Origin of the sequence: Phycicoccus avicenniae (assembly GCF_050496545.1) — a bacterium.
GTDB classification, from domain to species: Bacteria; Actinomycetota; Actinomycetes; order Actinomycetales; family Dermatophilaceae; genus Phycicoccus; species Phycicoccus avicenniae_A.
The window spans coordinates 12612-32155 of the sequence record NZ_JBNVZV010000007.1 but is presented as its reverse complement, the minus strand read 5'-3'; the positions used below and the strand labels follow the sequence as shown (position 1 = coordinate 32155).

The window sequence follows — 19544 nt, the reverse complement described above, 5'->3', positions numbered from 1 at the left end:
AGCCCACCGCCCCGACGGCGGGCGCCGTAGGCTCCCGCGCATGGCAGAGCAGCCGTTCTTCGAGCCCTGGCGCGAGCCCGAGTACCTCGACGAGCCGCCCGAGGAGACGGACATCCCGTGGATGCCTCCGGCGCACGTCGTCGGGGTCGTGGTGCCGCTCGGGCTGGACCTCGTCCGCGACGCCGACACCTGCCTGCGTCTCACGTCGGCCACGGTGTTCCGGCGCGGGCTGTCCCTCACCCTCGCCTCGTGGCGCCGCCCCGGGACCACCCGGTCCCGCGAGTGGCCGCACGGACCGAACCCCGACGAGCCACGGGTCGGCCTGCGGCTGCCCGACGGCACCCGCGTGGGGCACCGCTCGCCGTTCGACCACGTGGAGGGACGGGAGCCGTGGACGTGGACCCAGGTCTCCGGGCACGGTGGCGAGCTGACGGCGGAGCGGACCTGGTGGCTGCACCCCTTCCCCGACGGCGAGGAGCTCGAGGTCGTCGTGGCGTGGGAGGGCGCCGGCGTCCCGCAGACCTCGACCCGGCTGGCCCTGGCAGCGCTGCGGAGGGCCGCCGAGGACGAGGTCGTGCTGTGGGACCCGCCGCCCGGACCCGTCGATGGTGACCTGGGGTGGTTCGCGTACGCCCCGATGTCCGGCGAGGCCTTCCCCGCCCCCGGACCGCCCTCCCCTGACACCGATCCGGAGGACGGGGAGGACGACGACCGCCCGTGACACGCGAGGCGCTGGACAGGTGTTCGATTGCCGGGTAGGGTCGCGTCATGGCCGTGCTCCAGGGCTCCCTCCTCGACCTCGCCGACGGCATCGAGGTGCGGCCGCTCGGTCCCACCGTGCGGCGCACCCCGCTGACCCTCGGTGCGTGGGTCGACGAGCGTCCCGCGTGGGTGGGCGGGGCCGACGAGCTCTACGAGGCGCTGCGGCGTGACGTCCCCTGGTTCGCCGAGCGCCGGCAGATGTACGACAGCATCGTCGCCACGCCGCGGCTGCTCAGCTTCTACGGCGAGGGCGACCCGCTCCCCCACCTCGCGCTCGAGGAGGCCCGTGACGCGCTGTCGGCGCACTACGCCGACGAGCTCGGCGAGCCCTTCGTCACCGCCGGGCTGTGCCTCTACCGCGACGGGCAGGACTCCGTCGCCTGGCACGGCGACCGCATCGGCCGCAGCCGTGAGCAGGACACGATGGTCGCCATCCTCTCGGTCGGGTCACCACGCGACCTGATGCTCCGCCCCCGCGACGGCGGCTCCTCGGTCAAGGTCCCCGCCGGCCACGGCGACCTCGTCGTCATGGGCGGCTCCTGCCAGCGCACCTGGGACCACTGCGTGCCGAAGACCGCCAAGCCCGTCGGGCCGCGCATCAGCATCCAGTTCCGGGTCCGCGGCGTGCGCTGAGCCGCTCAGGGGCCGCGCGGGACGCCGAGCATCCGCCCGACCGCGCCCTGGAGAGGTCCCACGAGGACCATGATGAAGAGGGCGGAGTACCCGAGGGACCGGACGGTGACCGCCAGCACGAGGGCGAGCGTGAAGAGGAGCGCCTGGGCGATGTCGACCGCCATCCCCCGCCGCAGCAGCGTCTGGGACGAGTCGTGCAGCTCGGGCTGGCGCGCGAGGTACGCCCGGGTGACCAGGGTCATGAGGCAGATCGCGATCATGCTGCCGATGTACACGGCCTTGACGAGCCCGTCGCCGTCGCTGAAGCGGCCGGACATCGCCGTCGCGACCGGCAGCCACACGATCGTCAGCAGCCACGCCATCGAGATGCACAGCAGCGGGACGGTGACCCGCTGGACGCTGGCGTAGAGCCGGTGGTGGCTGATCCAGAACATCGCGATGAGGACGAAGCTGAGCACGAAGCTCACGAGCTGCTGGTCGTGCTCGCCGAACCACTCACCGGCGCTGGCGCCGCTCTCCGCGACGTCGCCGACGCTCTCCATCAGCGGCAGGATGAGCAAGGTCATGGCGATCGCGACCACGGCGTCGAGGAAGGCCGTCGTGCGCTCGGCGACGAAGGTGGGTGGTCCCGGACCGTCCTCGGGCTCCCCACCCCGTCGCTGCTCCACGCGACCGATGCTAGGCCCCCGACCGCGCCCTGGTGGCTCCCCGCGACCGGCCGGGCCGACGGTCCGTTGCGAGTTCTCGCAAGTCGCGGGCCGACCCGTCACTCCAGGCCGTAGCATCCGCTCGACGTCCTGACCGGAGGGGAATCCTGATGACGACGATCCGACGCTGCCTGGCGGCTGTCCTGCTACCCGTGCTGGGGCTGGTGGTGTGGGCCGCACCGGCCCACGCGGCCGACCTCGCGGTCACCTCACCGGACAGCGGGGAGGACTCCACCCCCGTCGTCGCGGGCGTGGGCGCACCGGGCACCGAGGTGCACGTGCAGCGCGACGGCACCGACGTGTGCGTGTCGCCGGTGGCCGTCGACGAGACCTGGTCCTGCGAGGTCGCCCCGGCGCTCCCACTCAACGAGAGCACCAGCCTCGACGTCGTCGCCCTCGACCCCGTGGGCGGCGCAGAGGTGGGTCGGACCTCCCTCAGCTACTACGTCTGGCCCGCCGTCGCGACGATCACCATCACCGACCCGCAGCCCGGGGACACCCTCGGACGCCAGGTGGCCGGCACGGCCCGGGTCGAGGGCCAGGTCGAGCAGCTCGACGTGTGGATCGACGGCGCCCAGGTCGACGGCTTCGTCGCCCAGGAGGACGGCACCCGGTTCACGTTCTCGGCCGACGTCGACGTCCCCGGCGGACCGCACACCCTCCAGCTGCGCGGCACGGACGGCTTCGGCCGCGACCTCGCCTCGGACACCGTGTCGTTCGTCCTCGACGACGTCGCGCCGGACGCGCCGGTCCTGCTCTCCCCGGCCCCGGGCAGCCGGCTCACGGCGTGGCCGGACACGTTCTCCGGCACCGGGACCCCGGGCGACGTCGTGCACGTCGCCTTCGACGGCTCCGCCGAGCCCGTCACCCGTCCTGTCACCGTGGGTGCCGACGGCCGGTGGTCGACCACCGAGTACGACTGGAACCCCGCCGAGGCCAACCCCCGCACGGTCTTCGCCGGCCAGAACCGCACCTTCCGGTTCCTCGTCTTCGAGTCGGACCCGTACAACAACCGCGCCGTGACGCCGTTCTCGCTGCACATCGACCTGCGCACGGCCGCCGGTGGCGGCGACCCCACGCCGAGCACGCCGCCGGCCGCCCCGGCCGCGCGCCCCGGCTCCCCCGTGGCCGAGCTCGCGAACACCGGCCCGGAGCAGGCCGGCGCCGGTGGGCTGCTCGGGGGCTCGCTCGTCCTCGCCGGCGCCGCGCTGGTCGTGTGGTCCCGCCGTCCGGTCGGGTCCCGATGAGGGCCGTGCGCCGCGGGCTCGTCGCTGCGCTCGTGCCCTTGCTCGGCCTGGTGCTCTGGAGCGCCCCGGCGCACGCCGCCGACTTCCAGGTGACCTCGCCGTCCCAGGGTGAGGACTCCACCCCGGACATCACCGGGCTCGGCGAGGTGGGCACCACGGTGACCATCAGCCGGGACGGCACCGATCTGTGCAGCGCCGAGGTCGCACCCGACGAGTCGTGGACCTGCACCGTCGGGTCACCCCTGCCGCTCGGCGAGCAGGTCGGCCTCGACATCGTCGTGACGGCACCCGGCGGCGAGGTCGTCCTCACCGACTCGACGCTCTGGTACACCTACGACGCCCGTCCGGAGCTGCGGATCACCTCCCCGGTCGACGGCGCGAGCATCGGGCCGGAGCCGAGGATCGAGGGCCTCACGACACCGCTGCAGAACGTCGACGCCCGGCTCTACCTCGACGGCGTCCCCGTGCCGGACTCGGCGATCAGCGACGACGGCGAGGGCGGGTGGGTCATCTCCGAGCACATGGTCCGGCTGGCAGGCCCCTCGCGGCAGGTCGACCTCCAGGTGCGCGGCGAGGACGGGTTCGGCCGGTCCGTGGAGAGCAACGTCGTCCGGGTCACTCTCGACGTCGACGCCCCGACGAAGCCCACCATCACCTCCCCGGTGGAGGGCGGCCGCTACTCGGCCTGGCCGACGTTCTCCGGTCGGGGAGAGCCCGGTTCGCGCATCCTGGTGATCTTCGGCGGCTCGGGCGACCCGGTCACCGAGGAAGTCGTCGTCGGCCCGGACGGGCGATGGACCGCGCCGCTGCGCGCCTTCCGTCCCGACCGCGGTGGCGACCCCCTGCCATACATCCTCGCCCACTCGCCGATCAGGGTGGAGTTCGTGGCCCAGGCGCGGGACGCGGTGGGCAACGAGTCGGCCGCCCTGGTGACCGTCACGTTCGCCCGCGCGGCCGCCACGACGACCCCCGCGGCGCCGGCGACGACCACCCCGCGCCCGACGGCACCCACGGCGGCGGTGGCCGAGCTGGCGAACACCGGCCCGCGCGACGCCGGTCTCGGAGGACTTCTCGGTGGCTCGCTCGTCGCGCTGGGTGTCGTCCTCGTCCTGTGGGCACGACGGTCCGCGGCCGCGGCGCGCCGGCACTGACCGGTCAGCTGCCGCGGACCGCGGCCACCCGGAACTCCACGACGCGGCGCACGAGGTCGATGGGCAGCGGCTCGGTGTGCGGGAGCTGCACCGAGCCCTTGCCCTGCTTGTAGCGGGCGAACTCCTCGGCGAAGGCCTCGTGGCCGTTGGGCGTCGCGTAGAAGCCGACGTGCTTGTCGAACCCGGCGAAGTAGACCAGCGGCTTCTTGTCGAGCTTGTACGCGGGCATCCCGTACGCCATTGACTCCACGGCGTCCGGTGCGGTGGCGAGCACGAGCTCGCGCATCGTCTCGAGCCGGCTGCGGACCTCGCCGTCGAAGCCTGCGAGGTACCCGTCCACGGTGTCGGCCACGATGCTCTCCTGTCGCTCAGTCCATCAGGACGACGCGGTTGCCGTCCGGGTCGGTGAGCCGCAGGATACGCACGCTGGTGGCCTGCTCGACACCCTCGTGCCCGATGCCCGCAGCGGTCAGCCGCGCGGCGGCGGCGTCGAGGTCGGTCACGCTGATCGTGCACCCGGAACGCCCGGCGGCGTCGGGCTCGAGCCAGACCTGGATGCCGGCCGCGTCGCCGAGGTGGTACTCGAGCAGTCCCTCCATCGGCCGGGCATCCGGGCCGTGCCCGACGAGGGCGGTGTACCAGTCCTCGGCCCGGGCGAGGTCGGCCACGCGGTGGTTGCTGAGCAGTCGGATCGTGTCCATGTCAGGGCAGACCTCCAGCGCGGCGCGAACTCATCGGTCCGGCGCCGCCCAGCCGAGCGCCCCGGCGGACCCCACCGACCTCGAGGCGAGCGCCACCGCACCCGCGAGGGCGCCCGGGAGGTCCTCGAGCCCACCCCGCGCGAGCGCGGCGAGCATCGCCCCGTGGAGGACGTCCCCCGCACCGAGGGTGTCGACGACCGGGACCTCCGGCACGTCGACGGTGCCGGTACGGCCCTGCGCCGAGCGCCAGTGCACCGGCCCGGCTCCCGCGGAACGCGCCGCCCAGACCGGCCCGAGGGCCAGGACGTCCTCGAGCGGGCGGTCCGCGGACCCGCCCGGCGTGCGGAAGTCGGCGGAGACCACCGCCACGTCGACGACGGCCAGCAGCGCCTCCAGACCCGGCTTCCACGACCCGCCGTCGAGCAGCACCGGGATGCCCCGCCGGCGCGCGCCCCGCGCGACGCCCACCGCGAGCGGCAGGTGGTGGCCGTCGACGAGCACCGCCCCGACACCGTCGAGCATCGCGTCGACCGTGGAGGTCGACAGCGACTCGTACTCGGCGACGCCGACCGCGTTGCGCGAGACCACCGCCCGCTCCCCCGTCGCCTCCGTCACGAGGACGGTGGACAGCGGCGGCTCGAACGCCGGTGGAGCGAGGTCGGTCACCGCCACGCCGTGGGCCGCGAGGTCGCGCAGCACCACGGCCGAGAGCGGGCCGCTGCCGACCGCCCCGACGAAGCGCGTCGGCACGCCGAGCAGCGCGCACGTCGCCGCCGCGTTGCAGGCCGGACCACCGGCCGAGACCGTGGACGAGCGGGCGACGACCTTCTCGTCGGGCGCCGGGACGGCATCGACGACGTGGAGGACGTCGACCGTCGCCAACCCGCAGGCCAGCGCGGCGCCCGCCACCGGCGTCAGCCCGCGACCGGAGCCCCGCGCTCGGCGCGGTTCACCGCCGAGAGGATGGCCCGCAGCGAGGCCTTGACGATCGATTCGTGCAGCCCGACGCCCCAGAGCACGCGGTCGCCGACCGCGCACTCGACGTAGGCCGCGGCCCGGGCGTTGCCACCGGCGGACAGCGCGTGCTCGTGGTAGTCGAGGACGCGCACGTCGACGTCGAGGGTGGCCAGCGCCGCGGTGAACGCGTCGATGGGGCCGTTGCCGCGCCCGTGCACGTCGGTGTCGACCCCGTCGACGCGGATGACGGCGTCGATGACGTCGGTGCCGTCGTCCGAGCCGGTGATCGTCGAGCGGACGGGGCTGAAGCGGCCCCACCGGGCGTCGGCGGTCTCGGCGTGCAGGTACTCGTCGGCGAACATCTGCCAGATCTGGGCACCGGTCAGCTCGCCGCCCTCCGAGTCGGTGCGGGCCTGGACGACGCCGCTGAACTCGACCTGGAGGCGACGCGGCAGGTCGAGCCCGTGCTCGGCCTTGAGCAGGTAGGACACCCCGCCCTTGCCGGACTGGCTGTTGACCCGGACCACCGCCTCGTAGGAGCGCCCGATGTCGTGCGGGTCGATGGGCAGGTACGGCACGCCCCAGTCGAGGTCGTCGATGCTCGTGCCCCTGGCCTTGGCCCGGGACTCCATGTCCTCGAAGCCCTTCTTGATGGCGTCCTGGTGGGAGCCGGAGAAGGCCGTGTAGACGAGGTCGCCGCCCCACGGGTGGCGCTCGTGGACGGGCAGCTGGTTGCAGTACTCGACGGTGCGGCGGATGCCGGCCATGTCGGAGAAGTCGATCTGGGGGTCGATGCCCTGGCTGAACAGGTTCATCCCGAGGGTCACGAGGCAGACGTTGCCGGTGCGCTCGCCGTTGCCGAACAGGCAGCCCTCGATGCGGTCGGCGCCGGCCAGGTAGCCCAGCTCGGCGGCCGCCACGCCCTCGCCCCGGTCGTTGTGGGGGTGGAGGCTGACGACGACGGACTCGCGCCGGTCGAGGTGGCGCACCATCCACTCGATCGAGTCGGCGTAGACGTTGGGGGTGGCCATCTCGACGGTCGCCGGCAGGTTGATGATCATCTTGTGGTCCGGCGTCGGGTCGATGACGTCGATGACCTCGTTGCAGATGCGGACGGCGAACTCGAGCTCGGTGCCGGTGTAGGACTCCGGCGAGTACTCGTAGTAGACGTCGGTCTCGGGGACGGTCTCCTCGAGCTTGCGGCACAGCCGGGCGGCCTGGAGGGCGATGTCGACGATGCCGTCCTGGCTCATCCCGAACACGACGCGGCGCTGGAGCACCGACGTGGAGTTGTAGAAGTGGACGATGGCCTGCTTGCTGCCGCGGATGGCGTCGAAGGTCCGCTCGATGAGGTGGTCCCGGCTCTGGGTGAGCACCTGGATCGTCACGTCGTCGGGGATGTGCCCGCCCTCGATGAGCTCGCGGCAGAAGTCGAAGTCGGTCTGGCTCGCACTCGGGAAGCCGACCTCGATCTCCTTGTAGCCCATGCGGACGAGGAGCTTGAACATCCGCATCTTGCGCTCGGAGTCCATCGGGTCGATGAGCGCCTGGTTGCCGTCGCGCAGGTCGACGGCGCACCAGCGCGGGGCCTTCGTCATCGCGCGGTCCGGCCACGTGCGGTCGGGCAGGTGGACCTCGATCTGGTCCTGGAACGGTACGTACTTCGCGGTGGGCATCCCGGAGGGCTGCTGGGGGTGGATCACGGTTCTCTCAACGCCTTCGTGTCGTCTGCAGGAGTCGGCCGGGTGCAGCAGGAACTCCGCGACGAGGGGCGACCTGGTTCAGGCCCCGCCGCGGCAGCGAAGGAGGAGGCGCGAGCTACGCACGGCTCCACTGTGCCACGCACGGCGCGGCGCGGCCACCCCTGTCCGGTCCGCGGTCGCCTCACGCGGTGTGCCGGCGCAGGACGGCGACGGTGACGTGCCGCCGCACCGCGAAGCCGCAGCGCCGGTACAGGCGCTCGGCACCCTCGTTGCCCTGCCGGACGTGGAGCACCGGGGTGTCGCCGCGCTCCGCGATGGCCGCGGCCGCCGCGAGGGTGACGACCGCCCCGAGCCCGGCGCCGCGCGCGGACGGGTCGACGCAGACCCCGGAGACCTTGCCGAAGCCGGGTGGGCGCATCCGCTCCCCCGCCATCGCGACCAGGCGCCCCTCCCGCCGGACTCCGAACCAGCGTCCGGTGAGGTGGCTCTCGGGGCCGAACGGTCCGGGCTCGGTCGCCGCGACGAGGCGCTGCATGTCGTCGGAGTCGCCGGCGCCGAGCTCGAGCACCTCGTCGTCGGTGACCGGTGGCTCGGCGAGGTCGGCGGCGACGTACTGCACGGCCGGCTCGCGGACCAGCTCGGCCCACCCGTCGGGGGTCGGCTCGACGTGGGCCCGGAGGAAGACGGCGACTCCGCCGGCTCCGACGAGGTCGGCGAGCGCGGACCATCCACGGTCGTCGAGGCGCTCGACCCCGCAGAACGGCCCGACGGCCGGCCGGTAGCGGTGCGCGAGACCGTCGGCCGAGCCGACGGCGAGGTGCACCTGCGGGCCGGTCAGGGCGTGCAGCGCGACGTCGTCGAGGACGTGCTCGCCGCGGCTCACGGCCAGAGCGAGTGGTAGGCGTTGACCGCCTGCTGGCCACCGAGGTGGGCGTAGAGGACGGTGGAGTCCTTCGGGATGTCGCCGGAGCGCACGAGGTCGACGAGGCCGGCGAGCGACTTCCCCTCGTACACGGGATCGGTGATCATCGCCTCGTACTGTGCGCCGAGCCGGATGGCCTCCATCGTCGAGTCGACGGGGATGCCGTACAGGTCGCCGGCCCAGTCGGGCAGGAGGGTGAACTCGTCGTCGCGCAGGTCGCGCCCGAGCTCGATCACCTCGGCCGTGTTCCGGGCGATCCGCTCGAGCTGGTCGCGCGTCTTCTCGAGGGTGGCGCTCGCGTCGATGCCGATGACCCGGCGACGGACCCCGGTGAGGTCCTCGAGCGCGGCGAAGCCGGCGACCATCCCGGCGTGCGTGGAGCACGTGACGGTGCAGACGACGATCGTGTCGAAGGTGACGCCGAGTGCCTTCTCCTGCTCGGCGACCTCGAAGGCCCAGTTCGCGAAACCGACTCCCCCGAGGGGGTGCTCGCTCGCGCCGGCGGGGATCGCGTACGGCGTGCCGCCGGACTCCTCGACCTCTCGCAGCGCGTCCTTCCACGAGTCTCGGATGCCGATGTCGAAGCCGGCCGGGTCGAGCCGGGAGTCGGCGCCCATCATCCGCGACAGGAGGATGTTGCCGACCTTGTCGTTCACCGGGTCGTCCCAGGGCACCCACTTCTCCTGCACGAGACGGCACTTCAGCCCGAGGTGCGCGGCGACGGCCGCCACCTGCCGGGTGTGGTTGCTCTGGTAGCCACCGATGGAGACGAGCGTGTCGGCGCCGCTGGCCAGCACGTCCGGGACGATGTACTCGAGCTTGCGGACCTTGTTGCCGCCGTACGCAAGCCCGCTGCTGACGTCCTCGCGCTTGGCCCAGACCTGCGCGCCGCCGAGGTGCTCGCTCAGGCGCTTCAGGTGGTGGACCGGGCTGGGACCGAAGGTCAGCGGGTACCGCGGGATCTCGTGCAGGCGCATGCGTGCAGGTCTACCACCGGGGGCGGTGCCGGCGTCAGCCCCGTTCGCGGAGCGTGCGGGCGATCTCGGTGTGCCCGAGCCGCTCGGCGTGCTGGAGCGGGGTGACGCCGTCCCCGTCGGCCAGGTCGGGGTCGGCCCCGGCGTCGAGAAGGATGCGGACGATCTCCTGGTGCCGCTCCCCGCCGTCGCCGAGGATGACGGCCTCGAGCAGGGCGGTCCAGCCGAGCCGGTTGACGTGGTCGACGTCGATGCCGGTGCTGACGACGCGGCGCACGTAGTCGACGTGCCCGCGCTCGCTCGCCGGGATGACCGAGACGCCGCCGAAGCGGTTGACCTCGGTCAGGTCCGGGTCGGCGGGCAGGAGCACCTCGAGCATCGCGACGCTGCCGGTCACGCCGGTGACCAGCCACGGGGTGTCGTGCTGGTCGTCGAGGGCGTCGGGGTCGGCGCCGGCGGCCACGAGGGCCCGAGCCGCCTCGACGTGGTCGGCGGCCGCGGCGAGCAGCAGCGGGGTGCGGCCGGCGTCGTCGCGGGCCTCGGTGCGGGCGCCGGCATCGAGGGCCCGCTGCACCCCGGGGGCGTCCCCGGAGGCCGCGGCGGCGAGGAGGTCGGAGTCGGCGTCGGTCACGACACCCAGTGTGCGCGACGGCGACAGGGTCGGGGCGCCGGGGGCTGCGGGGCCCGGAGCGGGCGAGGAGGTGCACGCGCAGACCACCGCGACCAGCCCCGCGACCGCGACCGCCGGCACCACCCGTCTCCACCGCACGCCCCCATCCTCGTCCGGGGCCGGTCGTGACGAAAGCCGGGTGCGGGGACGGGCGGCCTCGGACATCCTTTGGGCGTGACCGACTCCCCCGCGCTGCCGTCGCCGCCGCTCCCGCCCGGGTGCACCGAGCGGGCCCTCACCGCCGACGACCTCGACGCCGCGTACTTCGTGTACTCCAGCGCCCAGCTCGAGGACAGCGGCGTCATCGCGCTCGAGCGGGCCGACATCGAGGCCGACTGGTCGCGCCCGAGCATGGACCTCGCGGCCGACACCCGGGGCGTCCTGCGTGACGGCCGGCTCGTCGGCGCCGTCGAGGTGGCGCGCCGCGGGACGCGGGCCGAGGGGGCGGTGCACCCGCACGCGCGCGGGCACGGCGTCGGGTCGTGGCTGGCCGCGTGGGCCGAGAGCCGGTCGCTGGCGCTCGGGTCGGGTTCGGTGGGGCAGACCGTGCCGCGCGGGTCGGCGGGCCACCGGCTGCTCGCCGCGAGGGGGTACCGCGACGGCTGGACGTCGTGGGTCCTCGAGCTGCCGCCCGGTGCCACGGTGCCGGACCGGGCGCTGCCCGACGGCTACTCGCTGCGGAACGCGACGTCAGACGCCGACCGGCACGGCGCCCACGAGGTCATCGAGACGGCGTTCGGCGAGTGGTCGGACCGCACCGGCGAGACCTACGACGAGTGGGCCGCCGGCACGGTGCGCCGCCCGGGGTTCGAGGACTGGAACCTGCGGGTGGCCGTGCTCGGGGACGAGGTGGTCGGCGCCTGCTTCACGGTGGTCGACGAGCGTGCGTGCGGCTTCGTCGACCAGGTCGCCGTGGCCCGGGAGCACCGGGGTCGCGGGCTCGCCCAGGCGCTGCTCGCCGACGGGTTCGCGGGCGCAGCAGCCCACGGCGCGGTGCGCAGCGAGCTGTCGACCGACAGCCGGACCGGCGCCCTGGACCTCTACCGCCGGGTGGGGATGCGGGTCGCGGCGACGTGGGTGCACCTCGTCCACGACCACCACGACGAGCCCCTCAGCCGCTGAGCCCCCGCACGGTCTCGACGTACTCGGCCCGGGCGCGCTCGGCGTCGGTGCCCTTCGCCGCGGCCCACGCGTCGTACTTCGCGCGGCCGACGAAGTCCATCATCCCCGGCCGCTTGCCGGCGACGTCCCCCTCGGTGGCCTGCTTGTAGAGCGCGTAGAGCCGCAGCTTGGTGTCGTTGCCGGGGTCCTTCGTCAGCCCGGAGACCGTCTCGACGGCGGCACGGAACTCGTCCTCGGTAGCCATGCCGCGACTGTAGGGGGCCGCGAGCACCCCGGCCACCCTCACGCGGCGGCGAGCAGTGCCTCGAGGCGTCGTTCGAGCGGCGAGGGGTGGGGTGGGTCGGTGCCCCAGCCGAGGAGCGGTGGGGACGTCGAGCTGTGGTGGTGGCCGCTGGGGGTGGTGGTGTCGAGGGTCAGCGGCGACCCTCGGACGACGTGCACACGCCAGCCGGGTGCCTCCTTGACGCCGTTGCACCGTGCGCACTTCCCGTTGCCGCCGGCGAAGGAGGTTGCGCCGCCGGCGCGGACCGGGTGGGTGTGGTCGGCCTGGACGATCGGGGCGTCGCACCAGGGGGTGGTGCAGACGTCGTCGCGGAGCACGAGCATGCGGCGGAGGAGGCCCGAAAAGCGCCGCCGCCGGGAGTCCATCGCCACGAGGTCGCAACCGTCCGGCGAGGTGTACAGGCGGCGCAGCCACACCGAGCCCTCCCCGGCCTCGCGGACCCACGAGCGCGCCACGGGAGAGGGCACCGCACCGTGCCCCGGGATGCGGGCCGGGGCCATCACGTCCGCATCGGGGTCGCCGGTGCCGAGAAGGGCGCGGTCGGTGATGACGAGCTGGACCTCGACCGGCTGGACCTGCCCCGGGGCCAGGCCGGCCATCAGCCGCAGCGCGGTGTCGGCAGTGACCGCCCCGACTCCACGCCCATCCCCCGGCTCGTCGTCGCACTGTCCCCCGACCACGGACCGGGCGCGGGCCTGCAGGGCGGCGTAGGCGCCCACGATGTCGCGCAGCGGGCCGAGGACGGTCAGGTAAGCCATCCCGTCCGGTGCCGGCCGCACCGTGACGCGTCGCGAGGAGACCGCGGCCTCCATCCGGCGGACGACAGAGGCGGCGTCGAGCTCAGCGGCGACCCGGCGTGCGGCCCGTCCCAGGGCCCGCGGCGACAGCGAACCCATGACCGGGCCCAACCGTCGGTCGACCTCGGCCCGGTCCTCGCGGGAGAGCACGGCGGTCTCCCGCGTGATCTCGACCGCGTGCCGCTCGACGACGTCACCGGCCTCGAGCCGGGCCACCGTCTCCGGGAGCTCCTCCAGCAGAGCCCGTGACAGGCCGACGAAGCGGTCGCCCAGCGTGGGTGACTCACACCGAGCCAACGCCACCTCGGAGCCGACCGAACGCAACGCATCCGATGAGCCGCCGGCCTCTCGCGCGACCCGCACCGCGTGCACGGCGCGGGCCTGGGCAGCCGACGCGGCACCCTTGAGGCGCTCGAGCTCGGTCACCAGCCCGAGGCGCTCGTGGTCGCTCATCGACTCGATGTCGATGCGCGACAGGCCTTTTCGAACCGCGGCGAGCCCGACCTCGGCAGCGCTCGGCGACGACTCGACCGGCTCCCGATCGAGTGCTGTGCTGCGCTTCCCCTCCATGCATCGACCATAGACGCGACCACCGACAGGGCCTCGCCGTCGGCCTCGGGCCCCGGCGGGTCACCCGGTCACAGGGTCAGCCGGAGGTCGTCGGCCGTCACCTCGACCTCGGCGATGAGCCCGGCGTCGTCGAAGCGGTACATCGCGAACTCGTCGGTCGAGACGGCGCTGCCGTCCCCCGGGCTGCCGTGGAACGGGCGGTGCCGGGTGCCGTGGTCGCGCAGGTGGACGGCGACCCAGTCACCGTCGACGAGGCACCGGTGCAGCCGCCACCGGTAGTCGGGGAAGACGTCCACCAGCGCCTTCAGGTCCTCCACGTACTCCTCCGGGGTGCGTGCCACCTCGTTGACGAGGACGCGGGGGGCGAGGTGCTCTCGCACGCGGTCCCAGTCGCGCTCGTTGCAGGCACGGAGGTAGCGCGCGTAGGTCTCGCGGAGGAGGGGCGTGTCCGGTCCCGGGGTGGTGCTCACCCTCGGTAGTGGACCACGCGGCGGCGGACCGGGCGGGTCAGCGGCGCTTGGCGAGCTCCTCGGCGACCTGCACCGCGTTGAGCGCCGCCCCCTTGCGGAGGTTGTCGCCGACGACGAAGAGCACGAGCCCGCGGCCCTCGGGGGCGGCCTGGTCGGCACGTACCCGTCCGACGAAGACCTCGTCGCGGCCGGTGGCCTGCAACGGGTTCGGCACGTCGGTGACGACGACACCCGGAGCCCGCCCGAGCAGCTCGAGCGCCTCCTCCGGCGAGATCGCGTCGGAGAACTCGGCGTGGATGGCGAGGCTGTGGCCGCTGAAGACCGGCACGCGCACGCACGTGCCGGAGACCCGCAGGTCGGGGATGTGGAGGATCTTGCGCGACTCGTTGCGCAGCTTCTGCTCCTCGTCGGTCTCGAGCGACCCGTCGTCGACGAGCGAGCCGGCGAGCGGCACCACGTTGAAGCCGACCGGCACGGCGTAGACCTGCGGGTCGGGCAGCGTCAGCGCCGAGCCGTCGAGGGCGAGGTCCTTGGGGTCGCCGGCCGCGTAGCCGCCGCGCAGCTGGCCGTCGAGCTCGGTGAGCCCGACACCGCCGGAGCCGGACACGGCCTGGTAGCTCGAGACGTGCAGCCGCACCAGCCCGGCCTGCCGGTGCAGCGGCGCCAGCACCGGCATCGCGGCCATCGTCGTGCAGTTGGGGTTGGCGACGATGCCCTTCGGGATGTCGTCGAGGTCGTCCGGGTTGACCTCGGACACGACGAGCGGGACCTCCGGGTCCCGGCGCCAGGCGCTGGAGTTGTCGATGACGACCGCCCCGGCCTCGGCGACCCGCGGCGCCCACTCGCGCGAGGTGGACCCGCCGGCGGAGAAGAGCGCGAGGTCGAGCCCGGAGAAGTCCGCGGTGGCGGTGTCCTCGACCGTGATGTCGCGCCCGTCCCACGGCAGCGTCGAGCCCGCGGAGCGCGCGGACGCGAAGTAGCGGATCTCCTCGACCGGGAAGTTCCGCTCGTGGAGGAGGGTGCGCATGACCTTGCCGACCTGACCGGTGGCGCCGAAGACTCCGACTCGCATGGTCCCCAGTCTAGGGAGCGGGCGGCGGGGCGTCCGACGGGCTCACGATGCGGGCCTCTCGGGCTCGCGGCACCGACCGGTGCGGCCCGCCCCTTGCCAAGGCCGGGGCGTGGTGGTGGGCTGTGCCCGACACCGGCCGCCGCGCCGGTGCCGGGCACGACGGACGGTGACCATGGGCGGAGGTCGACGCAGCGGCGCGGCCGTGCGGGCCGTGCTCTCGGCGCTCGTCGTCGCGAGCGCGCTGGTCGGGCCGGTCTACGGCCGCGAGACCCTCTCCTCGGTCGTCCGCGACACCGTCGGGCGCGCCCCCGTGGAGCGGACGGCGCTCACCCTGCGCTCCTCGGTCTCCTCCCCCGACACCCTCGCCGACGTCGTGCCCGACGACGTCCGCCGGTGGTTCGGCCCGCCGGTGCTGCAGTCCCGCGTGGGCGTGGCGGTGTGGCCCGAGGCGCCGGACGCCCCCGTCGGCCACATCACCTGGCGCGACGGGGCGTGCGAGCACGTCGAGCTGCGGGTGGGTCGCTGCCCCGCCGCGGCCGGTGAGGTCCTCGTGGAGGAGTCGCTCGCCGCGAGCCTCGGGTGGGCGACCGGCCGGCGGGTCGAGGTGCGCGAGCTCTCGGGCAGCACCGCCTTCCCCGACCGGCTGCCCGTCGTGGGGCTGCGGGTCGTCGGGACCTACCGCCAGCGCGAGGACCCCGCCTTCTGGTTCGGCACCCGGCTGGAGTCCGCCGCCACGGCGAACCCGCTCGTCGCGACGATGGGCACCCTCCTCACCGACCGCGCGACGATGTCCGCCCGGGGCACGACGACGACCGGGATCCCGGCCACCTGGTCGGAGGTCGACGACAGCGTGGACCTCGCCCTCCGGCCCTCCGCCGTCGGGCTCGACGAGGTGCTCGCCGCCGGGCCGGCCGTGCAGCGCTTCGTCGACGACCCCGCCGCGACGGCCCGCGCCGGGGTGGTGGTCGGCAACAGGCGCTGGCTCAGCGCCCGCTCCGACCTGCCGTCCCTGACCGCCGCCGTCGTGCGCGGCCGGGAGCAGGTCCTCGTCACGGTGCCCCTTCTGGCGGGCGCCCTGACGGCCTTGGTCACCTTCGTGTTCTGGCTCACCGTCCGCGCCGCCGCCGTCGAGCGCCGGCCGTCGGCCGCGGTCGCCCGGCTGCGCGGGCAGGGCCCGGCGGGCGTGCGCCGGCTGCTCCTCGCCGACCTGCTGCCGGGTGTGCTCGCCGGGCTCCCCCTCGGGCTGGCGATGGCCGCGGGCCTCGGCCGGCTCGCCGCCACGCGCTGGTTCGACCCCCCGGCCGAGCTCGTCCTCGACCGGCTCACCGTCACCGTCGGCGCGGCCGTGCTGGTCGTGCCGCCGGCCCTCACCTGGCTCGCCGTGCGTCGGGTCTCGACCGAGCCGGTGCTCCGGCTGCTGCGTTCGGTACCAGCACGGGCCGGGCGCCGCTCCGTCGATGCCGCCGAGTCGGTCCTCGCCGCGCTCGCGCTCGCCGGGTTCGTCGCCGTCGCCACCGGCAGCCTCGTCGGAGGGTCGGCGCTCGCCGCGCCGCTGCTGCTCGCCCTCGCGGGTGGCCTGCTCGCCGCCCGGGCCACGACCGCAGTGTGCGCCCGGTACGGGCCGGGGCGGTTGAACCGTGGCCGCCCGCTCCTCGGGGTCGCCCTGACCCGGGTGGGTCGGCGCGGGACGGCGCGCTGGGTCGTCCCGGTCGTCGCCTGCGCGGCCGCCCTCCTCGTCTTCGCGACGGCCGCGATGACAGGGGCGAGCCGGGCCTATGAGTTGCAGTCCCTCGTCGACGTCGGCGCCCCCACGGTCCTCGATGTCGCGCCCCTCCCTCCGGACGAGCTCGGGGCGGCGGTCGCGGCCGTGGACCCGGCGCACCGGACGGCGGCACCGGCCGTCGTCGCCGCCGCCCCTGACCCCCGCTCGGTGACCACCCTGGCCGTCGACACCGCGCACGTCCGGCTCGTCGCGACCCTTCCGCCCGAGGCGGCCGACGCCCCCTGGGAGCGGCTCGCCCCGGGGCCCGTGCCACCCCGGACCCTGCGTGGCAGCCGGCTCACGCTGGTCGCCGAGTCGACCGGCCTCGTCGCCGACGGGTCCACCCGACCGGTCGACCTGGCCGTGGACTACCTCCGACCCGACGGGGCGCCGGCGAGCACCGCCCTGGCGACCCTCACCGGCCGGCCCCTCCGCGTCCCGGTCTCGGTGCCGATCCCGTGCGCGGACGGCTGCCGCCTCGTGGGGTTCACGGTCGAGTCCGGCTCTGCCACAGCCGGTCCGGAGGGTGAGGTCACCATCCGCGAGGTCACCCTGGACGGCCGCCCGGCGAGCCTCGGGCCGTCCGCGGAGTGGCTGCCGCTGTCCCTGCCCGCCACCAGCGCATCGGCCTCGGCGACGTCGGCCGAGGGCGCCCTGACGTTCTCGGTCGCGTTCGGCGAGGAGAGCCGCATCGCGGTCCACCAGGCGTCGGTGCCCTACGTCATCCCGGGGCTCGCGACCGCCGGCGCCCGGACCGCCACCGGGGTCCGCAGCGGCACGCTGGCGGGCGGTACGGCAAGGGTCGAACCCCTCGCGACCGTCGCGTTCCTCCCCGGCGCCGGGCCCCGCGCGGTGCTCGTGGACCTGAGGACCGTCTCCGGGGCCGGGTGGGCTCCGCGGGCGGGCATCAGCAGCCACGTGCTCGTCGCGACGGCGGACCCGGCGACCGTCCGGACCGTGCGCACGGGACTGGCCGCGCGCGGGGTCACGGTGCTCGCCCAGCGCCACGCCGCCGACGTGGCGGCCGGGTACGCGCGGGGTGCGGCCGGGTGGTCGCTGCGCCTCGGCGCGGTGCTCGCGGTCGTCGCGCTCCTCGCCGCCTCGGCAGCGGTGGTGGCCGTGGTCGGCTCGGCGACCGCCTCGTCGCGCCGCGAGCACGCCGCGCTCCGGCTGGCCGGGGCCACGCGGGGACAGGTCGTGCGGGTGGCCCTCGGCGAGGTGCTGCCGCTCGTGGTCGTCGGTGTCGTCGTCGGCCTGGCCTGCGGGCACCTCGCGGCCGTCCTCACCGTCGCCCGCCTCCCCCTGCACGCCGTGGCGCCGGCGGTCGACGTGGCGCGGGCGACGGCGAGCCTGCCCGTCTCCCTCGCCGTCGGGGCGGCCGCCCTCCTGCCGCTCGCGGCGGTCGGTCTGGTCCTGGCCCTCCGGGCCGCCGGCTCCGCGGCCCCGGACCGGCTCGTGGAACCGTCATGACCGGCGGCGCGGTGGCCGTGCGTACCCGCCGGCTGGTGCACGTCTACCGGTCGGAGGGGCAGGACGTCGCCGCCCTCTCGGGTGTGGACCTCGACGTCGGCGCCGGGGAGCTCGTCGGGCTGCTCGGGCCCTCGGGGGCCGGGAAGTCCACCCTCCTGGGCCTCGTCGCCGGGCTCTTCCCACCGACCGCCGGCCGGATCCTCGTCGGCGAGCACGACGTCGGCGCGCTCGACGCACCCGGGCTCGACCGCTACCACGCCACGGTCGCCGCCCTGCTCCTGCAGGGCGCCGCGCGCAACCTGCTGGCCGGCCGCTCGGTCCTGCAGAACGTCGCGTTCGCGCAGCGGGCGGCCCGCCGGACGGGTCACCCCGTCGACGAGCCGGCCGGGGTCCTCGCCGCCCTCGGTCTCGAGGCGCACGCCCGCACAGCCGTCGAGCGCCTCGACCCCGGCCGCCGCCAGCTCGCCGCGCTCGCCGCGGCCGTGGCTCCCGCGCCCGGGGTGCTGCTCGCCGACGAGGCGACCCACCGGCTCGACGCCGCCGACCGCGACCTCGTCCTGCACGCCCTCGCCGTCGTGGCCGCCGCGGGCACCACGGTGCTCGTCGTCACCCACGACCCCCGGGTCGCCGCGGCCCTCCCGCGCACGGTCACCATCCGCGACGGACGGGTGGGCGGCGAGGGGCGGCGCGGCGAGGAGCTCTCCGTCGTCACGGCCGACCACCACCTGCCGGTGCCACCGCGCCTGCACGAGCGCCTCGCGCCCGGCACGCTGGTCGACTTCGTCGAGGACGCCGACGGGGTGCGGCTCGTCCCGCGCGAGCCCGGCTCCGGGGACCCTCTCGACCCTCCGGAGCCGTCGTGAGCCGCCCCTCCGCCGCGGTGGTCTGCACCGGGCTGGTCCTCCGGGTGGGTCCGGGGTCGGGGCACGACGCCGGGCCACCCCTCGACGCGGCCTTCGCTCCGGGCACGGCGACCTCCTTGCCCGCGACCGCGCGGACCACCCGCCTGCTGTGGACGCTCGCGGGGGTGCTGACGCCGTCGGGCGGACGCATCACGGTCGGTGATGTCGAGGTGCGGGACCCGGAGTCGGCACGGGTGGCCGGCGTGCACCTCGTCCCCGAGGACAACGGTCTGCTGCCCTCACTGACGGCTCGCGAGAACGTCCTGCTGCCCGGGGCGCTGCGGGCCGACCCCGATGCCGTGGCCCGCACCGACCAGGTGCTCGAGACTCTCGGGCTCACCGAGGTGGGCGACCACCTCGTCGAGGAGCTCTCGGGCGGTCAGCAGCAACGCGTGGCCGTCGCCCGCGCGCTGGCCCAGGATCCGGCCGTGCTCCTCGCCCACGAGCCGACGAGTGCCCTGGACGCCACGACGCGGCAGCTCGTGCTGGGGCTGTTGGTGGCGCACGCGCGGCGCGGGCGGGTTGTCGTGCTCACGACGAGCGACCCCGAGGCGCTGGGCCCGTCGGACGAGGGGGACGTGCGGGAAGGGCACTGAGCGACCGGGTGGCGTGGCCGGGGCACCCCCACCCCTGGAACGGTGCACCCGACCACGCCTGCTCTCCGCCCCG

The 19544-nt window shown here is 75.0% G+C and carries 20 protein-coding genes; 8 read left to right on the top strand and 12 right to left on the bottom strand.

The window, feature by feature from the left end:
• Nucleotides 1-40: 40 nt before the first annotated feature.
• Nucleotides 41-721 (top strand): hypothetical protein, encoded by a 681-nt coding sequence (locus tag ACQZ2A_RS07930; RefSeq protein WP_430209241.1) that lies wholly within the window; start codon nucleotides 41-43, stop codon nucleotides 719-721.
• Between the two features lie 47 nt (nucleotides 722-768).
• Nucleotides 769-1395: an alpha-ketoglutarate-dependent dioxygenase AlkB gene (locus ACQZ2A_RS07925; RefSeq protein WP_430209239.1), complete on the top strand. Its 627-nt coding sequence runs from the start codon at nucleotides 769-771 to the stop codon at nucleotides 1393-1395.
• Between the two features lie 5 nt (nucleotides 1396-1400).
• Here the strand turns inward: ACQZ2A_RS07925 and ACQZ2A_RS07920 are convergent, their stop codons facing one another.
• Nucleotides 1401-2063: a TMEM175 family protein gene (locus ACQZ2A_RS07920; RefSeq protein WP_430209237.1), complete on the bottom strand. Its 663-nt coding sequence runs from the start codon at nucleotides 2061-2063 to the stop codon at nucleotides 1401-1403.
• A 149-nt stretch (nucleotides 2064-2212) separates the two neighbouring features.
• Between ACQZ2A_RS07920 and ACQZ2A_RS07915 the strand changes: the two genes are divergently transcribed.
• Together ACQZ2A_RS07915 and ACQZ2A_RS07910 are read left to right on the top strand one after the other, a co-directional pair.
• Nucleotides 2213-3349: an LPXTG cell wall anchor domain-containing protein gene (locus tag ACQZ2A_RS07915; RefSeq protein ID WP_430209235.1), complete on the top strand. Its 1137-nt coding sequence runs from the start codon at nucleotides 2213-2215 to the stop codon at nucleotides 3347-3349.
• Nucleotides 3346-4500, top strand: coding sequence for a hypothetical protein (locus ACQZ2A_RS07910; RefSeq protein ID WP_430209233.1), 1155 nt, complete (start codon nucleotides 3346-3348; stop codon nucleotides 4498-4500). The genes ACQZ2A_RS07915 and ACQZ2A_RS07910 overlap by 4 nt, the downstream gene beginning before the upstream one ends.
• A gap of 4 nt (nucleotides 4501-4504) precedes the next feature.
• Here the strand turns inward: ACQZ2A_RS07910 and ACQZ2A_RS07905 are convergent, their stop codons facing one another.
• The 7 genes from ACQZ2A_RS07905 to ACQZ2A_RS07875 form a co-directional block, all read right to left on the bottom strand.
• Nucleotides 4505-4852 (bottom strand): iron chaperone, encoded by a 348-nt coding sequence (locus tag ACQZ2A_RS07905; RefSeq protein ID WP_430209231.1) that lies wholly within the window; start codon nucleotides 4850-4852, stop codon nucleotides 4505-4507.
• A gap of 16 nt (nucleotides 4853-4868) precedes the next feature.
• On the bottom strand, nucleotides 4869-5201 hold the full coding sequence (locus ACQZ2A_RS07900; protein WP_430209228.1) for a VOC family protein: 333 nt from the start codon (nucleotides 5199-5201) through the stop codon (nucleotides 4869-4871).
• 30 nt (nucleotides 5202-5231) lie between these two features.
• Nucleotides 5232-6110, bottom strand: coding sequence for a PfkB family carbohydrate kinase (locus ACQZ2A_RS07895; protein ID WP_430209225.1), 879 nt, complete (start codon nucleotides 6108-6110; stop codon nucleotides 5232-5234).
• A 5-nt stretch (nucleotides 6111-6115) separates the two neighbouring features.
• A complete protein-coding gene (gene leuA / locus ACQZ2A_RS07890) occupies nucleotides 6116-7861 on the bottom strand; it encodes a 2-isopropylmalate synthase (protein ID WP_430209223.1) in 1746 nt (581 codons plus the stop codon).
• Between the two features lie 181 nt (nucleotides 7862-8042).
• Nucleotides 8043-8744 (bottom strand): GNAT family N-acetyltransferase, encoded by a 702-nt coding sequence (locus tag ACQZ2A_RS07885; RefSeq protein WP_430209221.1) that lies wholly within the window; start codon nucleotides 8742-8744, stop codon nucleotides 8043-8045.
• Nucleotides 8741-9760: a 1-aminocyclopropane-1-carboxylate deaminase gene (locus ACQZ2A_RS07880; RefSeq protein WP_430209218.1), complete on the bottom strand. Its 1020-nt coding sequence runs from the start codon at nucleotides 9758-9760 to the stop codon at nucleotides 8741-8743. Before ACQZ2A_RS07880 ends, ACQZ2A_RS07885 begins: the two co-directional genes overlap by 4 nt.
• Nucleotides 9761-9794: 34 nt before the next feature.
• On the bottom strand, nucleotides 9795-10388 hold the full coding sequence (locus tag ACQZ2A_RS07875) for an ankyrin repeat domain-containing protein (RefSeq protein WP_430209216.1): 594 nt from the start codon (nucleotides 10386-10388) through the stop codon (nucleotides 9795-9797).
• Nucleotides 10389-10601: 213 nt separating this feature from the next.
• On the opposite strand from ACQZ2A_RS07875, the gene ACQZ2A_RS07870 reads away from it, so the two are divergent.
• Entirely contained in the window at nucleotides 10602-11549 is a 948-nt protein-coding gene (locus ACQZ2A_RS07870) for a GNAT family N-acetyltransferase (RefSeq protein ID WP_430209213.1), read from the top strand.
• Here ACQZ2A_RS07870 and ACQZ2A_RS07865 read toward each other — a convergent pair.
• The 4 genes from ACQZ2A_RS07865 to ACQZ2A_RS07850 form a co-directional block, all read right to left on the bottom strand.
• Nucleotides 11539-11793, bottom strand: coding sequence for an acyl-CoA-binding protein (locus ACQZ2A_RS07865; protein WP_430209211.1), 255 nt, complete (start codon nucleotides 11791-11793; stop codon nucleotides 11539-11541). The genes ACQZ2A_RS07870 and ACQZ2A_RS07865 overlap by 11 nt on opposite strands.
• Before the next feature lie 38 nt (nucleotides 11794-11831).
• Nucleotides 11832-13199 carry a DUF222 domain-containing protein gene (locus ACQZ2A_RS07860; protein ID WP_430209210.1) on the bottom strand — a complete coding sequence of 456 codons (1368 nt, stop codon included), beginning with the start codon at nucleotides 13197-13199 and terminating at the stop codon, nucleotides 11832-11834.
• Between the two features lie 68 nt (nucleotides 13200-13267).
• A complete protein-coding gene (locus tag ACQZ2A_RS07855) occupies nucleotides 13268-13669 on the bottom strand; it encodes an ester cyclase (protein WP_430209209.1) in 402 nt (133 codons plus the stop codon).
• Between the two features lie 37 nt (nucleotides 13670-13706).
• Nucleotides 13707-14741 carry an aspartate-semialdehyde dehydrogenase gene (locus tag ACQZ2A_RS07850; protein ID WP_430209208.1) on the bottom strand — a complete coding sequence of 345 codons (1035 nt, stop codon included), beginning with the start codon at nucleotides 14739-14741 and terminating at the stop codon, nucleotides 13707-13709.
• A 172-nt stretch (nucleotides 14742-14913) separates the two neighbouring features.
• Here ACQZ2A_RS07850 and ACQZ2A_RS07845 point away from each other — a divergent pair, with 172 nt between their 5' ends.
• The 3 genes from ACQZ2A_RS07845 to ACQZ2A_RS07835 are packed head-to-tail and all read left to right on the top strand — an operon-like array spanning nucleotide 14914 to nucleotide 19471.
• On the top strand, nucleotides 14914-17973 hold the full coding sequence (locus ACQZ2A_RS07845) for an FtsX-like permease family protein (protein ID WP_430209206.1): 3060 nt from the start codon (nucleotides 14914-14916) through the stop codon (nucleotides 17971-17973).
• Nucleotides 17970-18836 carry an ATP-binding cassette domain-containing protein gene (locus ACQZ2A_RS07840; protein ID WP_430209204.1) on the top strand — a complete coding sequence of 289 codons (867 nt, stop codon included), beginning with the start codon at nucleotides 17970-17972 and terminating at the stop codon, nucleotides 18834-18836. The genes ACQZ2A_RS07845 and ACQZ2A_RS07840 overlap by 4 nt, the downstream gene beginning before the upstream one ends.
• Nucleotides 18833-19471 carry an ATP-binding cassette domain-containing protein gene (locus ACQZ2A_RS07835; RefSeq protein WP_430209202.1) on the top strand — a complete coding sequence of 213 codons (639 nt, stop codon included), beginning with the start codon at nucleotides 18833-18835 and terminating at the stop codon, nucleotides 19469-19471. The genes ACQZ2A_RS07840 and ACQZ2A_RS07835 overlap by 4 nt, the downstream gene beginning before the upstream one ends.
• The last annotated feature ends 73 nt before the right edge of the window (nucleotides 19472-19544 follow it).

What these genes read in the sequence shown, in the direction of transcription:
- ACQZ2A_RS07845 (WP_430209206.1), top strand. Translation starts at nt 14,914, where the DNA reads ATGGGCGGAGGTCGACGCAGCGGCGCGGCCGTGCGGGCCGTGCTCTCG.
- ACQZ2A_RS07860 (WP_430209210.1), bottom strand. Translation starts at nt 13,199, where the DNA reads ATGGAGGGGAAGCGCAGCACAGCACTCGATCGGGAGCCGGTCGAGTCG.
- ACQZ2A_RS07925 (WP_430209239.1), top strand. Translation starts at nt 769, where the DNA reads ATGGCCGTGCTCCAGGGCTCCCTCCTCGACCTCGCCGACGGCATCGAG.
- ACQZ2A_RS07865 (WP_430209211.1), bottom strand. Translation starts at nt 11,793, where the DNA reads ATGGCTACCGAGGACGAGTTCCGTGCCGCCGTCGAGACGGTCTCCGGG.
- ACQZ2A_RS07930 (WP_430209241.1), top strand. Translation starts at nt 41, where the DNA reads ATGGCAGAGCAGCCGTTCTTCGAGCCCTGGCGCGAGCCCGAGTACCTC.
- ACQZ2A_RS07910 (WP_430209233.1), top strand. Translation starts at nt 3,346, where the DNA reads ATGAGGGCCGTGCGCCGCGGGCTCGTCGCTGCGCTCGTGCCCTTGCTC.
- ACQZ2A_RS07900 (WP_430209228.1), bottom strand. Translation starts at nt 5,201, where the DNA reads ATGGACACGATCCGACTGCTCAGCAACCACCGCGTGGCCGACCTCGCC.
- ACQZ2A_RS07880 (WP_430209218.1), bottom strand. Translation starts at nt 9,760, where the DNA reads ATGCGCCTGCACGAGATCCCGCGGTACCCGCTGACCTTCGGTCCCAGC.
- ACQZ2A_RS07850 (WP_430209208.1), bottom strand. Translation starts at nt 14,741, where the DNA reads ATGCGAGTCGGAGTCTTCGGCGCCACCGGTCAGGTCGGCAAGGTCATG.
- ACQZ2A_RS07915 (WP_430209235.1), top strand. Translation starts at nt 2,213, where the DNA reads ATGACGACGATCCGACGCTGCCTGGCGGCTGTCCTGCTACCCGTGCTG.
- ACQZ2A_RS07840 (WP_430209204.1), top strand. Translation starts at nt 17,970, where the DNA reads ATGACCGGCGGCGCGGTGGCCGTGCGTACCCGCCGGCTGGTGCACGTC.